This is a genomic window from Streptomyces sp. SM18 (assembly GCF_002910775.2).
Classification (GTDB): domain Bacteria; phylum Actinomycetota; class Actinomycetes; order Streptomycetales; family Streptomycetaceae; genus Streptomyces; species Streptomyces halstedii.
Map to the genome: position 1 here is coordinate 6,071,795 of NZ_CP029342.1, position 15,829 is coordinate 6,087,623.

The window sequence follows — 15,829 nt, forward strand, 5'->3', positions numbered from 1 at the left end:
GGGTCAGGCGGCGAAGGAGATGGTTCACGTGTCCGCTACGCCCGTGTTGGCGTTGCGAGGGGTCTCCAAGCGATTCGGTGCCGTCCAGGCGCTCACCGATGTCGAGCTTGAGGTCCACTCCGGCGAAGTGGTCGCCCTGGTGGGCGACAACGGCGCCGGCAAATCGACGCTGGTCAAGACGATCGCCGGCGTCCACCCCATCGATGACGGCGTCATCGAGTGGGAAGGCCGGCCGGTCCAGGTCAACAAGCCGAACGACGCCCAGAATCTGGGCATCGCGACCGTCTACCAGGACCTCGCGCTGTGCGACAACATCGATGTCGTCGGCAACCTCTACCTCGGCCGGGAGATCCGCCGGTTCGGGGTCCTCGACGAGATCGAGATGGAGCGCCGCTCCCGCGAACTCCTGAGCACGCTCTCGATCCGTATCCCGAGCGTCCGCATCCCGATCGCCTCGCTCTCCGGCGGCCAGCGCCAGACCGTGGCCATCGCGCGGTCGATGCTCGGTGAGCCCAAGCTCGTCATCCTCGACGAGCCGACCGCCGCACTCGGCGTCGAGCAGACCGCACAGGTCCTCGACCTCGTGGAGCGGCTGCGCGAGCGCGGCCACGCGGTCATCCTCATCAGCCACAACATGGCCGACGTGAAGGCCGTCGCGGACAAGGTCGCCGTGCTCCGGCTGGGCCGGAACAACGGGATCTTCGACGTGAAGACCACCTCGCAGGAAGAGATCATCTCCGCCATCACGGGCGCCACGGAAAACGCCGTGACCCGTCGTGCGGCGCGCAACGCGGAGGCCCAGAAGTGACGACCGACAAGACCACCACACCCGTGGTCAACCCGGAGGCCGCCAAGGGCGCGGACACCGTGGTCGACCCCCGCCTGCTCGTACGCGAGCAGGGACTCGGCGGATATGTCACCGAGTTCAAGCGCAAGATGCGCGGGGGTGACCTCGGCTCGATACCCGTGATCATCGGCCTGCTCATCATCTGCGTGGTCTTCCAGAGCCTGAACTCCGAGTTCCTCTCCGCGAAGAACATCAGCGACATCGCCGTGGCCATGGTGGCCACCGGCATGATGGCCGTCGGCGTCATCTTCGTGCTGCTGCTCGGCGAGATCGACCTCTCGGTCGGCTCGGTCAGCGGCGTCTCCGGTGCGGTCGTCGCCGTCCTCAGCGTCTCGCACGGCATGAACGAGTGGCTCGCCATCGTCGTCGCGATCGTCAGCGGCGCCGTCATCGGCGCGGTCCACGGCTTCTTCTTCGCGCGGATCGGCGCCCCGGCGTTCGCCGTCACCCTGGCCGGCCTGCTGTTCTGGCTGGGCTTCATGCTCCAACTCCTGGGCGACAGCGGCACGATCAACCTGGACAGCGACGGGGTCGTCGGCAACCTGACCACGTACTACTTCACGGACGTCGCCGCCGCCTACGGCCTCGCCGTCGTCGCCGTCGTCGCGTTCTTCCTGTCCGCCTTCCTGGACAGCCGCCGCCGGGAGGCCGCCGGCATCCCCGCCCGGCCGCTGACCGACATCGTGGTGCGCACCGTCGTACTCGCGGTGTTCGCCTTCGCCGCCGCCTTCATGTTCAACCAGCACCGGGGCCTCCCGCTGGCCCTGGTCCTCTTCCTCGTCGTCCTGGTCGGCACGGACTTCCTCCTGCGCCGCACCGCGTACGGGCGGAAGATCTTCGCGCTCGGCGGCAGCGTCGAGGCCTCCCGCCGCGCCGGCATCAACGTCACCGCGATCCGCATCTCGGTGTTCGCCATCGCCGGGACCTTCGCGGCCGTCGGCGGCCTCTTCTGGGCCTCCAAGATCGCCGCGGTCAACCAGGGCTCCGGCACCGGTGACCTCCTGATGAACGTCATCGCCGCGGCCGTCATCGGCGGCACCAGCCTCTTCGGCGGCCGGGGCCGCACCTGGAACGCCCTGCTCGGCGTCATGGTGATCGTCTCGATCCAGTACGGCCTCGCCCTGGAGGGCATCGCCACACCGATCCAGTACATGGTGACCGGCGCGGTGCTCCTCGCCACGGTCGTCATCGACTCCGTCAGCCGCAAGACGCAGAAGACCGCGGGCCGCGCGTAGCCCGCCTTCCGTACGCGACCCGGCCGGCCCGGGACCGCGTACGGAAAATCCCGGCCGCACACCGGTGCCCGGCGCCCCACCCGGGCGCCGGGCACCGGTGTGCGCCCGTCCCCGGCGACGCCCCAGGTGAGACCGGACACGGGCTCCGGGGCCGGGCCGCCCACGCCACCCGGCGGGCGGCGCACGGCGCGGCCCGCCGCCAGGTCCCGGGCGGCGGCACAAACCCCGCCCGATGCCCGCGGTCGCGCGGGGAACATTAGACTCATCGGATCGGCATGCTCGACCAGCTCAAACGCAAGGAGGCACGGGTGGACCTGCTGACCCGCATCGGGGGACCGCGCGACCTGGACCGGCTCAGCCTTGAGCAGCTGGAGCGGCTCGCCGAGGAGATCCGTACCTTCCTCGTCGACGCGGTGTCCAAGACCGGCGGCCATCTCGGCCCCAACCTGGGAGTGGTCGAGCTGACCATCGCCCTGCACCGGGTGTTCGAGTCCCCGAAGGACAAGGTGCTCTTCGACACCGGCCACCAGAGCTATGTGCACAAGCTGCTCACCGGCCGGCAGGACTTCTCGAAGCTCAAGAGCAAGGGCGGCCTCTCCGGCTACCCGTCCCGCGCCGAGTCCGAGCACGACGTCATCGAGAACTCGCACGCCTCGACGGTGCTCGGCTGGGCCGACGGCCTCGCCAAGGCCAACGAGGTGCGCAAACGGGACGACCACGTCGTCGCCGTCATCGGTGACGGCGCGCTCACCGGCGGCATGGCCTGGGAGGCGCTGAACAACATCGCCGCCGCCAAGGACCGCCCCCTCGTCATCGTCGTCAACGACAACGAGCGCTCCTACGCCCCGACCATCGGCGGCCTCGCCAACCACCTCGCCACCCTGCGCACGACGGACGGGTACGAGCGGTTCCTGGCCCGCGGCAAGGACATCCTGGAGCGCACGCCCGTCGTCGGCAGGCCGCTCTACGAGACCCTGCACGGCGCCAAGAAGGGCCTCAAGGACTTCATCGCCCCGCAGGGCATGTTCGAGGACCTGGGCCTGAAGTACGTCGGCCCCATCGACGGCCACGACATCGAGGCCCTGGAGTCCGCGCTCCAGCGGGCCAAGCGCTTCGGCGGCCCGGTCATCGTGCACTGCATCACCGAGAAGGGCCGCGGCTACACCCCCGCCCTCCAGGACGAGGCGGACCGCTTCCACGCGGTCGGCAAGATCCACCCGGACACCGGGCTGCCCATCTCCACCTCCGGTCTGGACTGGACGTCGGTCTTCGGCGAGGAGATGGTCAAGCTGGGCCACGAGCGCGAGGACGTCGTCGCCATCACGGCGGCCATGCTCCAGCCCGTCGGCCTCGGCAAGTTCGAGGAGGCCTTCCCGGACCGCATCTACGACGTCGGTATCGCCGAGCAGCACGGCGCGGTCTCCGCGGCCGGCCTGGCCACCGGTGGGCTGCACCCCGTCTTCGCGGTCTACGCGACCTTCCTCAACCGCGCCTTCGACCAGGTGCTCATGGACGTGGCCCTGCACCGGTGCGGGGTGACCTTCGTCCTGGACCGGGCCGGGGTCACCGGCACGGACGGCGCCTCGCACAACGGCATGTGGGACATGTCGATCCTCCAGTGCGTGCCCGGCCTCCGGATCGCCGCCCCGCGCGACGCCGACCAGGTCCGCGCCCAGCTGCGCGAGGCCGTCGACGTCGACGACGCCCCGACCGTGGTCCGCTTCTCCAAGGGCGCGGTCGGCCCGGCGGTCAAGGCCGTCGGCACGGTCGGCGCCATGGACGTCCTGCGTACGGCGGGCACCGACGCCCCGGACGTCCTGCTGGTCTCCGTCGGGGCGCTCGCCCCGATGTGCCTGGAGATCGCCGGGCTGCTGGACGCCCAGGGCATCTCCACCACCGTGGTGGACCCGCGCTGGGTCAAGCCCGTCGACGAGGCGCTCGCCCCGCTCGCCGCGCAGCACCGGGTCGTCGTCACCGTCGAGGACAACAGCAGGGCCGGCGGTGTCGGCTCCGCCGTCGCCCAGTCCCTGCGCGACGCCGGGGTGGACGTACCGCTGCGCGACTTCGGCATCCCGCCGGTCTTCCTGGACCACGCCTCCCGCAAGGAGGTCCTGGCCGAGATCGGGCTGACGGCGCCGGACATCGCCCGGCAGGTGACCGGCCTGGTCGCCAAGCTCGACGGCCGGTACGAGAGCAGCGCCGCCGTCGCACCGGTCAGCGACTGACCCGCGCCACGCCCCAGGCACCGTCCGCGCCCCTCCGCCCACCCGGGCGGAGGGGCGCGGACGTGTGCGGGCCTGGTGCGGGGTGGTGCGGGGCGCTCACGGGCGGCGCCGGGGCGCGTCCGGACCACGGGCCCGGCCCGCCGCCCCGGCGCGCGCCCGCGCGCCCGCGGCCTCCCGAGCCCGCGGGGCGCCGCCGGACCGCCCTCACGCCCCCTCCGAGCCCGCCGCAGGGCCCCCGGCCGGACCGTCCTCACGCCCCCGCCCGAGCCCGCAGGGCCCCGGCCGGACCGTCCTCACACCCTCCCCGAGCCCGTAGCGCGCGGTCGGTCCGCTCCACGCCCGCGAGCCCCGCCGGCCCACCCCCACACCCCCCTGGTACGCCGTTCGGCGGAGCGCGCGTCCCTCTCACGGGCCCCATCGGGTGAATCGCGCGCTCCCGCCGCTCCTCGGCCACGCCCCCTCTCGATCATGACCGTGAGCCGGGGTCACGCGAGGACGCGGCGACGGACACCACGGAGGCGGGCCGATGAGCACACTGTTCCGGACGAAATCGGTCGAACAGTCCATCAAGGACACGGAGGTACCCGAGCAGTCCCTCAAGAAGTCCCTCTCCGCGCTCGACCTCACCGTGTTCGGCGTCGGAGTCATCATCGGCACCGGCATCTTCGTCCTCACGGGCAAGGTCGCCAAGGAGACCGCCGGGCCCGCCACCGCCCTCGCGTTCGTCGTCGCCGGTGTCGTCTGCGCGCTGGCCGCCCTGTGCTACGCCGAGTTCGCCTCGACCGTGCCGGTGGCCGGGTCGGCGTACACGTTCTCGTACGCCTCGCTCGGCGAACTCGTCGCCTGGATCATCGGCTGGGACCTTGTGCTCGAATTCGCGCTGGGTACGGCCGTCGTGGCGGTCGGCTGGTCCGGCTACGTACGCTCGCTCCTGGACAACATCGGCTGGTCCATGCCCGAGGCGCTCTCGGGTCCCGACGCCGCCCAGGGGTTCGGCTTCGACATCCTGGCGTTCGCGCTCGTCCTCGTCCTGACGGTCGTCCTGGTGCTCGGCATGAAGCTGTCCGCCCGGGTCACCACGGTCGTGGTCGCCGTCAAACTGGCCGTCGTCGGGATCGTGATCGTCGCCGGGCTCTTCTTCGTGAAGGCGGCCAACTACAAGCCGTTCGTCCCCCCTGCCGAACCCCAGCCCTCCGGCGCGGGCTGGGACGCGCCCCTGGTCCAGCTGCTGTTCGGCTACGCGCCCACCAACTTCGGCCTCATGGGCATCTTCACCGCCGCCTCCATCGTCTTCTTCGCCTTCATCGGCTTCGACGTGGTGGCCACCGCGGCCGAGGAGACACGGATCCCGCAGCGGGACATGCCGCGCGGCATCCTCGCCTCGCTCCTGATCTGCACACTGCTCTACGTCGCGGTGTCCATCGTGGTCACCGGCATGCAGCACTACACCGAACTCTCCGTCAGCGCCCCGCTGGCCGACGCGTTCAAGGCCGTCGGGCACCCGTTCTACGCGGGGGTCATCAGCTTCGGCGCCGCGGTCGGGCTCACCACGGTCTGCCTGATCCTGCTCCTCGGCCAGACCCGGGTGTTCTTCGCGATGAGCCGCGACGGGCTGCTCCCGCGCTTCTTCTCCAAGACCCACCCGCGCTTCGGCACCCCGTACCGCCCCACCATCCTGCTCGGCGTGGTCATCGCGATCGTCGCGGGCGTCACGAGCATCAACGAACTGGCGACCCTGGTGAACATCGGGACGCTCTTCGCCTTCGTGGTCGTCGCCCTCGGGGTCATCGTCCTGCGCCGCATCCGCCCCGACCTCCACCGGGCCTTCCGTACCCCCTGGGTACCGCTGCTGCCGATCGTCTCGGTGGCCGCGTCGGTCTGGCTCATGCTGAACCTCCCGGCCGAGACCTGGCTGCGGTTCGGGGTCTGGATGGTGATCGGGGTGGTCATCTACCTCGCGTACGGCCGCCGGAACAGCGGCCTGGCGCAGGCGGAGCGCCGCTGAAGGGGGCCTGCCGGTCGAGCCGCTGACGGGCTTCTGCCGGGCGCGCCGCTCAGTCCCGGGGCCGCACCGTGCGCGGGCCCGCGCACCGGGCCCCGTGTGCCTCGACCCGGCGGCGCAGTCCGCGGTCGGCCGTGACCACCAGGCACTCCCGGCCGGGCGCGCGTCCGGCGACCAGCTCGACGATCCGGTCGTCACCCTCGCCGGGGGCGCTCACCACGCGTACCCCCGGTACGGAATCCACCTCCCGCGCCGCGCCCTCGACGACGAGCACGACGTCGAGCGGCCCGGCGAGCCCCGGCAGCCCGGCCGCGGCGTACGGGACCAGGGAGTCCCGTAGCCGCTCGGCCGCGCCGCGCCGGTCGTGCCACCAGCCGTCCGGGACGGATCCGACCACGTTCGCCGCGTCCACCACGACCAGGGCCCGTTCGTTCGTCACCCCCGAAGGGTGACACACGGTCAGCCCCCGGTGGCCGGTGACTTCTTCGCGGACTCCGGAATCGTCGCGTCCTCGCGGATCGCCTTCCAGAGGTCGTCGGCCTGCGGCTGGGCGGCCACCACGCGGTTCGGGTCCTTCTTGTCGTACGCCACCGGCAGCATGATCGTCTCCATGCTCGCCGGGTCCACCCCGTTCATCGACCGGGCGAACTCGCTGAGCGAGGTGAGCGACGCCAGCTCCTCGTCCGTCGTGAGCGACTTGGTGGCGGAGTTGGCGATCTTGTACGTCTTCGTCGGACTGCCCAGCAGGTCCTGCGACTTGATCTCCGTCAGCAGGGCGATGAGGAACTGCTGCTGCAACCCGATCCGGCCGAGGTCGCTGCCGTCACCGATGCCGTGCCGGGTACGGACGTACGAGAGCGACTCGGTGCCGTTCAGCTTGTGCGTACCGGCGGTCAGGTCGAGCCCGGAGGACTTGTCGTGGATGGCCTCCTCGACGTCGACCGTGACTCCGCCTATCGCGTCGACCAGGTCCTTGAACCCGGCGAAGTTGATCTCCATGTAGTGGTCGATGCGGACCCCGGACATCTTCTCCACGGTCTTGACCACACAGGCCGGACCGACCTGCGCGTACACGGAGTTGAACATGACCCGCTCGGCGGAGGGCGCCGTCGAGCCGTCGGTCTTCGCGCACTCCGGCCGGGTCACCAGCGTGTCGCGCGGGATGGAGACGGCGACCGCCTTCTGCCGGCCCTCGGGGATGTGCACCACCAGCGCGGTGTCCGACCGGGCCCCGCTGACGTCACCGCCCCCGCCCAGTTCCTTGTTCTCCGCCCCGGCGCGGGAGTCGGAACCGAGGACGAGCAGGTTCTGACCGGCGGTGGGCAGCTTCTCGGGGCGGTCCTCACCGAGCGCCTTGTTGATGTCCACGCCCTTGATGTTGCCGTCGAGCCGGCTGTACAGCCAGTAGACGGTGCCGCCCCCGGCGAGCAGGAGGACGAGCAGCACGCCGAGCGTGATCTTCAGACCGCGGCGGCGCTTGCGTTCCTTCCTGCGGCCCCGGCCGGACGGCTGCCCGTTGCGTGGGGCGGGCGGGCCCGGAGGCATGACGTCGTTGCTCATCCTGTTCGAGTCCCTCGTTCTGGCAGCCCTGACAGCCGGCTGTGGGCGGTGGACTCGGGTGGGGGGTGAGCCGGTCCGACGTTCGTGGTGCATAGCACTATAGACAGTTCATCGAGCACCCGTACGAACCCCGGCGCTTCCACCCCTTGCCTTGCCGCTGTCCGGCCGTCGCGTTCCGAGCCCGGATGTTCCCCTATGTATGGGTCTAAGATGTGGCAGATTTCGAAAACACGCGCGAGGCGATCACCCCGACGTGCGGATGTCTGGAAGGGCGGGCCACGGAAATGCTCGGACGGAATACCCGTACGACCTCACGGTCCGCCGCGGAGACGGACGCACTCCGGGGAGTGTGGCTCGTACGGGGCAAAGAGGGCCGTCTCAGTGCCTACGTCCCCGCCGAGGGCGGACTCCTGCGCTGGACCGAGACGCGTGCCGGCGGGCCGGACTGGGACCGGCCCGTCCTCGTCGCCGTCCCGCACCTGACCCATCTGTCGGTGACGCAGGACGCCAACGGATACGTGCACTTCGTCGGCCGCCGTGAGCAAGGAAAGGCCGACGGGCGGCGGGTCGTCGACGTCGTGTACGCCATCCAGTACCAGAGCGGCCGCGCCGTCTCCCAGTGGCGCTCGCTCGGCAATCCGCACAAGGACGCGGAGTCCGCCGCGCGGCTCGGACGGCCCGTGGTCGTGGTGACCGCGGCGGGCATGGTTCACATCTTCGTCAGGAACGCCGACGGCGGACTCACGCTGCGACGTGAACAGAGCGACGGCAAATGGCGCGGCTGGGAGGACCGGAACGACAGCGGCATCGAAGGTTCCCTCGCCGCGATCGCCCTGAGTTCGGGCCGGATCGAGCTCTTCGCCACCACCGACGGGGGGACGCTGCACTGGTCCCAGAAGCAGGCCGGCGGGGCGCTCGGCGCCGGATACCCGTCCGGCTTCGCGGTGGTGCGGGACTCCGTGGCCGTGCTGGAGACGGGTCCCGACCGTCCGACCTACTACTGGACCGACCCCGCGGGGCACGGCGTCGTGGCCTACCGCGCGGGTGGGTGGCCCGTGGCCCTGGGCGGGGCGCCGGGCGAGGGCTCCCACGCGGCGACCCGCGCGTTCCTCGACGGTTACGACTGCACCGTGCTGGCTCACAAGGGAGTGGACGGCACGGCCGTGATCGGCGTGGGCGTCACCGAGAACGAGGGAAACGGGGTGTGGTGGTCGGACACCGGTGTGCGGTGCCTGACCACGCCCGCTCTGGCGCAGGACGCGTTCGGCAGGGTGGTGGTGGCCGTCGTCGGCGAGGACGGGGAGCCCAGGGCGGCGCGGCAGACGGACGAGCCGGGGCTGTCACTCTCGGGGTGGAACTCCCTCTGACGCGTGCCGGGGTGAGGGGACGGCCTGTTCCGGAGCGGCGCATGCCCTCCCGCGGTACGGGACAGGGCAACGCGGACGGCCAAGACCCGTCGATGGTTGTGCGGCGGACAGTATGGCGTGCGTCACGCGCCCTGTCGAGCGCCATGTCGCGCTCTGCACGGAATCGACACGTTGACATCTATTAACGTTCACTTAAAATCTTTGCCTGACGCAACAGTTTCGAGAGCTTGGCCGCGAGCGCTCGATGGGGGCGCGTCCGCAGGCGAGTCGAGGGGGACTCGGGTGGGCGTGGTGTGCGGAGCGGGCAGTCGGCAGTGTGCAGGTGATCTCTTGCCTCGAACTGGAGTGTGAAATATGGGTGCTGGGCCCCGTCTGAGTGTCATCGTCCCGTTCCAGGACGTGGAGACGTACCTCACGGAGTGCCTGGAGTCCATCGCACGGCAGACGTTCCGCGACTTCGAAGTGATCATGGTCGATGACGGATCGACGGACTCGTCCACCGCCATCGCCGAGGAATTCTGCGCGGCCGATCCCCGGTTCCGTCTGATACGCCAGGATTCCCAGGGGCCTGGGCACGCGCGCAACACCGGGCTCCGGGCCATGCGCCCCGGCGGGGAGTTCCTGGTCTTCGCGGACGGCGACGACGTCATCCCGGAGTACGCCTACGAGTTGCTCATCCGCACGCTGTCGGAGTCCGGGTCGGATTTCGTGTCCGGAAACGTGCAGATGATGAACTCCACGACCAAGTGGCAGTCCCCGCTGCACAAGGGGCCGATGCAGCGTGACCGCAAGGGGACGCACATCACGCGGTTCGAGGCGCTCATCTACGACCGCACGGTCTGGAACAAGGTGTTCCGCCGGAGCTTCTGGGACTACCACTTCATACAGTTCCCCGAAGGGGTTCTCTACGAGGACTCCTGGGTCAACATGTTCGCCCACTTCAAGGCGAAGAAGGTCGATGTCATCAGCGACATCGTCTACTTCTGGCGCAGACGCGACGGTGGCGCCGCGCCCTCCATCACCCAGCGGCACACGGAGCTCAACAACCTCCAGGACCGGGTCGCGGCGGTGCAGTCCGTCAGCCGCTTCCTCGGGCAGCACCGCTCGCGGGCCTTCAAGGCCCACAAGCGCAAGTACGACCTCGCCTGCCTGAAGTCGGACCTCATGCTGCACCTCAAGGTCCTCCCGGACGCCGACGACGAGTACCGCGACGCCTTCATGTACGCGGCCCAGGAGTTCTTGTCCGAGGCCGACGGAGACATCATCGAAGAGCTTCCCGCGGACGCCCGTGTGAAGTGGCTCCTCGTCCACCAGGGCCGCCTGGACGAGCTCCTGGACGTACTGGAATTCGAGAGGAAGGGCGGGCCGCTGCCCGTCCGGCGACGCCTGCGCCGGTACCTGAACTACCCGCACCTGGGGAACCGTGAGACGGGTCTGTACAAGCGCGACTACCGCCTCGACAAGGAGCTGTCGCCCTTCAGTTCGCTCTCCGAAGCCCGGTGGGACGGGGATCTGCTGACGTTGAGCGGGTCCGCCTACGTGCGCTTCATCAACGTGCACAAGCGGCACATGTCGAAGAAGATGCTCGCCCTCCGCAACAAGAAGACGGGCAGCACGCTCGTCAACCTCGCCAGGACCACGTACTACCCGCAGGCCACCGAGTACTCGAACCAGAACCGCTACTGCTACGACTGGGCCGGTTTCGAGGCGCGGTTCGACACCACACGGCTCAAGAAGAAGGGCGAGTGGGTCGAGGGGACCTGGGACGTGGCGGCGGGGGTGTTCAGCCGTGGTCTGTTCCGCTACAAGAGCATCGGCCGGGGCGGCGCCGGCACCGCCGCCAACCCCCCGCACCGGTATGTCGACAAGAACACCCGCATCGTCCCGCTGTTCGTCCAGGGCGGCTTGAAGATCCGTGTCGAACGGGTGCGGTGCCGTATCACACGGCACCGCGTCGTGGGGCAGCACCTCGAACTCGGCGGCGTCTACCTCGGCCCCAAGATGCCGGAGTGGGGAAAATTCCGCGTGACCAGCATGAACGGCGCGGGTCGGCACGAAGCCTGGATGTCCTTCCAGCCCGGTGGCGACGGCTGGTGCACCTTCGTCGCCCGGGTACCGCTGGACAAGGTCGTACCAGGATCGAGGGGGTCCGACGACGCCGTCCCGCAGGCATGGACCATGGGCAGCAACGGCTGGAAGACGACGGTCCATGTGGAAGGCCGCAAGACCCCGCTGTACCCGGTGATGGCGGAGGAGGCCGAGGACGGCCACTACCGGATGCCGTCGGCGCTCCAGACCGAGGACGGGGACCGCGAGATCGTCGTCCACCGCAACGGCTCCGGATACGTGGTGCTCTTCGAGCGCTCTGCGCTGCCCCTGCTGACCGACCACTGCTGGCGCGAGGACGGTTCGCTGGAACTCATCGGCCGGTACTCCTGCGCGGACCTGCTGACCTCCCGCGAGCGGACCAGCGCGCACCTGGTGGTCAGATCGCGCGCGCACGGCGCCGAACGGGCCGTGCCGATCGAGTGGAACGGCCACGGCTTCCGGTGCGTGGTGCGGCCCGCGGCGATGGCGACCCTCGCCGGAGCCATCCCGCTCGCCGCCGGCCGGTGGGACTTCTTCCTGCGCCGCCAGGACCCGTCGGAGGTCGCTCCCGACCAGCGCCTGGCCGATCTCATGGTGAAGATCGAGCAGAGCCTGGTGAGCACCTTCCCGAGGGAGATCGAGGAGGGGGGCCGGGGCTACGACCTCCAGGCCGAGGCGTACGACCGGCTCTCGCTCCTCGTCCGGTCCGCCATGGCCGAGAACGCCAGGGGCCCCTACCGCCAGAAGCTTCTGCGTACCAAGTACTATCCGCAGGCCCGCCGCGAGGAGATCCGGCCCGCCGTGCTGTTCGACGCCTTCAAGGGCACGCAGTACTCGGACAGTCCGCGTGCCGTCCACGAGGAGATGGTCCGGCGCGGCGTCGCCCTCGAACACCTCTGGGTCGTACGGGACGACCAGGTGCAGGTCCCGCCCACCGCCCGGCCGGTGCGCATGTGGTCGCAGGAGTGGTACGAGGCGCTGGCGACCTCGCGCTACATCGTGGCCAACAACCACCTTCCCGACTGGTTCGCCAAGCGCTCCGGCCAGGTCGTCGTGCAGACCTGGCACGGAACCCCCCTCAAGAAGATCGGCCATGACATCGAGGCCGTGCACTTCGCCGACCAGCGCTATCTGGAGCGGGTCGCGAAGGAGGTGCAGAACTGGGACATGCTGGTCTCGCCCAACACCTTCTCGACACCGATCCTGAAGAGGGCGTTCCAGTTCCCGGGGGAGATGGTCGAGTGCGGCTATCCCCGCAACGACATCCTCCGCCGCCCCGGAACCGAGCGCCGTGCGGAGGAGATCCGTCGGCGCATCGGTCTGCCTCCCGGCAAGCGCGTCATCATGTACGCGCCCACCTGGCGCGACGACCAGTTCTACGCGCCCGGCAAGTACAAGTTCGACTTCAGGATCGACCTCGAGGACGCCCGCGCACGGCTCGGTTCCGACCACGTGCTGATGGTCCGCCGGCACCCCAACGTGGTGGACCCGGTCCCGGGCGCGGGCGACGGCTTCGTCTTCGACGTGTCCGACTACCCCGACATGGCGGATCTCTCGCTCATCACCGATGTGATGATCACGGACTATTCGTCCCTGATGTTCGACTTCGTCAACACCGGGCGGCCGATCCTCTTCTTCACCTACGACCTGGACCACTACCGCGACACACTGCGCGGCTTCTACTTCGACTTCGAGCAGGCCGCTCCCGGTCCGCTGGTGTCCGAGTCCGCGGAGCTCATCTCCGCCATCGAGGACATCGACCTCGTCCAAGAGGGCTACGCCGACCGCTACCAGTGGTTCCAGGAGGAATTCTGCGACCTGGACGACGGATACGCCTCGGCCCGGCTGGCCGAACACATCCTCGTCGCGGGCGGGGACATGGAGCCCGGCGAGGCCCGTGGCGGATCCGACGTCCGGGCGTCGCTCCACCGGTCCCGGGAGCCCGATCCCTTCGCCGACTTCGACGCGTACGTCCAGAACCAGGCGGGCCCCCGACAGGACGCCGGCACCCCGGCCGCTTCGCCGCGGCCCGTGAGGACGGACTCCCTCCATGTCTAAAGCAGCGACGTCCAAGCGTGCCGTGGTCACCGGCATAGACGCCTCCGGCGCGTACCCCGTCCAGTACCGGTTCAGCCACGCCAAGAGCGGTACCCGGCATCTGGTCGTGATCTTCGCGAACTTCTCCGCACCCGAGGAGTACGGATGGTCGAACGGAGTCCTGGACAACGTCCGGGCCAACATCCTCTGGGTCCGTGACCTGTTCGACGGGAAGAACACCTACTACCTGTGCAAGGGCATGGACTTCGAACTGGAGAGGTCCGTCGTCACGCTCATATCCAACGTGATGAACTCACTGGGACTCACGCCGGACCAGTGCACCATGTGGGGCGGTTCCAAGGGCGGGAGCGCCGCGCTGTACTTCGGCCTGAAGTACGGGTTCCGGAACATCGTCGCCGTGGTCCCGCAGTTCCGCGTCGGCACGTATGTCCTGAAGCACCCCACCGTGGCCGCCCACATGATGGGCGAGGTCACCGAAGAGAACATACGCGTCCTGGACGAGGCCGTTCCCGGCCTGGTGCGGGCCGGGGCCAACCGCGGTGCCAACGTCTACGTCCTCTCCTCACCTCTGGACGAGCAGTACGGGGAGCAGGTCGAGCCCTTCCTGCCCCTCTTCGGCGGCTACGAGAACTTCAACTTCGTCTACAGCGAATCGCCCTTCATCACGGACCACGTCACCGTGACCCGACGCAACGTCCCCGCCCTGATGGGACTGCTCAACCTCCTCGTGGACGGCATCGCCCCGCGGATCGGGTTCGTCACCAACGGCCATGAACAGCCCGACGCCGACAAGTCAGGCATCGACGCCTACCTCAAGGCCACGTCGCTGGTGCGCGAGACCTTCTCCCCGCCCGTGGTCCTCACGCCCTCTCCCGGGGAAGCGGTCCCGACGGCGGAGGTGCGGTTCTCCGGCTCGGCCCAGGGAGCGGTGCGGCTCAGTTTCTGGGAGAACGGCGCGTACGTGGCCTCGCCGAAGGTCGCGCCGGACGGCGGTTGGTCCTGGACACGTGACCGTGCCTGGACCCCGGGGGAGCACACGCTCCGTATGTTCGCGGTGGACGCGGCCGGCTACCACTCCGCGAGGACGGAGATCAGGTTCACCGTGCCCCCGCAGGGGACTCCGGTCGCGGCCGCCCCGCGGCCGCCGGAGGGGATCCAGCCGGCCATGAGCGGGCCGCCCGCCGGGCCCACGGTCTCGTACCCCGCTCCGGACCAGCGTGTACCCGGACCGGGCGTGGGTGTCGCCGGATACGCCCCGGGCGCGGGGCACGTGGTGTTCGTGGCCGAGGGCGGGACCTCGCTCGGGGCCGTACCGGTGGCGCCGGACGGCAGTTGGTCCTGGGACGCGGGGTGGGCCTGGCCCCCGGGACCGCACACGGTGGAGTGCCACGCGGTCGACGCCCAGGGCGGTGAGTCCCGGCGGACCCGGGTCTCGTTCCACGTAATGGGTGCCCAGGCCCCGGCGGCGGCGATGTACCAGGCTCCCCGGTTCTGACGTTCCGGGGACCCGGCGGATCAGCCGCTGTCTTCCGTGTCCGTGCGGACGGTCATGACCACCGCGAGGTGATCCGACACCCCGGTCTCCCGGACGGCGCAGCCGGCCCTCCTGAGCCGGGTGAACTGATAGTCCAGCTTGACGCCGGAACGGTGCGTCGCCCGGCCCGCGCGTGAGCCGGCGGACCGCTGGTCGCACTCCCGGTACCGGCGGAAGGCCTCGTGAGGCCAGATCCAGCGGTAGGCGTCGGCCCGCGACGGCGGCGAACTGTTGAAGTCACCACCGAACACCGTGCGGGAGTCGGCGGCCGCGACCAGTGTCCTGAGCTGATCGTCCCGGTACTCCCACCCGGGGTGTGCGCGGTCGGATCCGACGACACTCAGATGGGCGTTGCAGATCCTGATCCGGTGGACGGGCACCGAAGCGCACTGGATTCCCCGCTGCAGTCCCACCACCGGCTGCCGGGAAGCCAGAGGGGCGACGTCCTTCAGAGGGTACGAGGCCAGGAGCGCGATACCCGCGTCCCCGCTGCCGCCACCGGTGCACCGGACCGGGGTGTGCCGTCCGTGGGCGTCACGATAGGTGTAGGCCTCGAAGGCGCTGTGCCAGCCCTCTCCGAGCCGCTGCCGCGCCAGGGCGAGATCGTCGGCGCAGACCTCCTGGAGCATGATCACCGAGGCGCCGTCGACCGACGCCAGCTCCACGAGCGCCTCGGCCTTCCGGCGGTGGGTGCCCGTCTTCTCGCAGCCCCACTGATCGACCCCGCACATGTTCCACGTCGCGATCCGCAGGCGCGGCGGGACGCCCTTCGAAGGCACTCCGCTCGTGGTGAGCAGGAGCGCCAGAGGCAGGACGAAGCACAGCACGCTCGCACGGGCGGAGAACGGCCGCAGGAGGGGACGGTGGGGCCGGCCGCGGGTCATCCGGGCAGCCTACGTGTGGCCTCGGGGCC

The 15,829-nt window shown here is 69.9% G+C and carries 10 protein-coding genes; 7 read left to right on the top strand and 3 right to left on the bottom strand.

What is annotated here, in order from left to right:
- The first annotated feature begins 19 nt into the window (after nucleotides 1–19).
- The 4 genes from B9S64_RS27035 (at nucleotide 20) to B9S64_RS27055 (ending at nucleotide 6,312) form a co-directional block, all read left to right on the top strand.
- A complete protein-coding gene (locus B9S64_RS27035) occupies nucleotides 20–808 on the top strand; it encodes an ATP-binding cassette domain-containing protein (protein ID WP_028442726.1) in 789 nt (262 codons plus the stop codon).
- Entirely contained in the window at nucleotides 805–2,082 is a 1,278-nt protein-coding gene (locus tag B9S64_RS27040; RefSeq protein ID WP_103493942.1) for a sugar ABC transporter permease, read from the top strand. Before B9S64_RS27035 ends, B9S64_RS27040 begins: the two co-directional genes overlap by 4 nt.
- A gap of 275 nt (nucleotides 2,083–2,357) precedes the next feature.
- Nucleotides 2,358–4,307, top strand: coding sequence for a 1-deoxy-D-xylulose-5-phosphate synthase (dxs, locus tag B9S64_RS27045; protein WP_203631608.1), 1,950 nt, complete (start codon nucleotides 2,358–2,360; stop codon nucleotides 4,305–4,307).
- 526 nt (nucleotides 4,308–4,833) lie between these two features.
- Nucleotides 4,834–6,312, top strand: coding sequence for an amino acid permease (locus B9S64_RS27055; RefSeq protein ID WP_103489759.1), 1,479 nt, complete (start codon nucleotides 4,834–4,836; stop codon nucleotides 6,310–6,312).
- Between the two features lie 49 nt (nucleotides 6,313–6,361).
- On the opposite strand, the gene B9S64_RS27060 is transcribed toward B9S64_RS27055, so the two are convergent.
- Together B9S64_RS27060 and B9S64_RS27065 are read right to left on the bottom strand one after the other, a co-directional pair.
- Nucleotides 6,362–6,748, bottom strand: a complete 387-nt coding sequence (locus B9S64_RS27060) for an NTP pyrophosphohydrolase (protein WP_103489758.1) — start codon at nucleotides 6,746–6,748, stop codon at nucleotides 6,362–6,364.
- 20 nt (nucleotides 6,749–6,768) lie between these two features.
- Complete coding sequence (locus B9S64_RS27065) at nucleotides 6,769–7,869, bottom strand: LCP family protein (protein WP_103489757.1); 1,101 nt, start codon at nucleotides 7,867–7,869, stop codon at nucleotides 6,769–6,771.
- 284 nt (nucleotides 7,870–8,153) lie between these two features.
- On the opposite strand from B9S64_RS27065, the gene B9S64_RS27070 reads away from it, so the two are divergent.
- From B9S64_RS27070 to B9S64_RS27080, 3 genes are all read left to right on the top strand, one after another.
- Entirely contained in the window at nucleotides 8,154–9,236 is a 1,083-nt protein-coding gene (locus B9S64_RS27070) for a hypothetical protein (protein WP_258037735.1), read from the top strand.
- 354 nt (nucleotides 9,237–9,590) lie between these two features.
- Complete coding sequence (locus tag B9S64_RS27075) at nucleotides 9,591–13,382, top strand: bifunctional glycosyltransferase family 2 protein/CDP-glycerol:glycerophosphate glycerophosphotransferase (RefSeq protein ID WP_103489755.1); 3,792 nt, start codon at nucleotides 9,591–9,593, stop codon at nucleotides 13,380–13,382.
- Nucleotides 13,375–14,877, top strand: coding sequence for a hypothetical protein (locus tag B9S64_RS27080; protein ID WP_103489754.1), 1,503 nt, complete (start codon nucleotides 13,375–13,377; stop codon nucleotides 14,875–14,877). The genes B9S64_RS27075 and B9S64_RS27080 overlap by 8 nt, the downstream gene beginning before the upstream one ends.
- Nucleotides 14,878–14,897: 20 nt before the next feature.
- Here the strand turns inward: B9S64_RS27080 and B9S64_RS27085 are convergent, their stop codons facing one another.
- Nucleotides 14,898–15,800 (bottom strand): endonuclease/exonuclease/phosphatase family protein, encoded by a 903-nt coding sequence (locus B9S64_RS27085; RefSeq protein ID WP_103489753.1) that lies wholly within the window; start codon nucleotides 15,798–15,800, stop codon nucleotides 14,898–14,900.
- Nucleotides 15,801–15,829: the final 29 nt, after the last annotated feature.

Excerpts from the sequence above, each read along its gene's own strand:
- B9S64_RS27065 (WP_103489757.1), bottom strand. The coding sequence starts at position 7,869 with ATGAGCAACGACGTCATGCCTCCGGGCCCGCCCGCCCCACGCAACGGG.
- B9S64_RS27085 (WP_103489753.1), bottom strand. The coding sequence starts at position 15,800 with ATGACCCGCGGCCGGCCCCACCGTCCCCTCCTGCGGCCGTTCTCCGCC.
- B9S64_RS27070 (WP_258037735.1), top strand. The coding sequence starts at position 8,154 with ATGCTCGGACGGAATACCCGTACGACCTCACGGTCCGCCGCGGAGACG.
- dxs (WP_203631608.1), top strand. The coding sequence starts at position 2,358 with ATGCTCGACCAGCTCAAACGCAAGGAGGCACGGGTGGACCTGCTGACC.
- B9S64_RS27075 (WP_103489755.1), top strand. The coding sequence starts at position 9,591 with ATGGGTGCTGGGCCCCGTCTGAGTGTCATCGTCCCGTTCCAGGACGTG.
- B9S64_RS27080 (WP_103489754.1), top strand. The coding sequence starts at position 13,375 with ATGTCTAAAGCAGCGACGTCCAAGCGTGCCGTGGTCACCGGCATAGAC.
- B9S64_RS27035 (WP_028442726.1), top strand. The coding sequence starts at position 20 with ATGGTTCACGTGTCCGCTACGCCCGTGTTGGCGTTGCGAGGGGTCTCC.
- B9S64_RS27055 (WP_103489759.1), top strand. The coding sequence starts at position 4,834 with ATGAGCACACTGTTCCGGACGAAATCGGTCGAACAGTCCATCAAGGAC.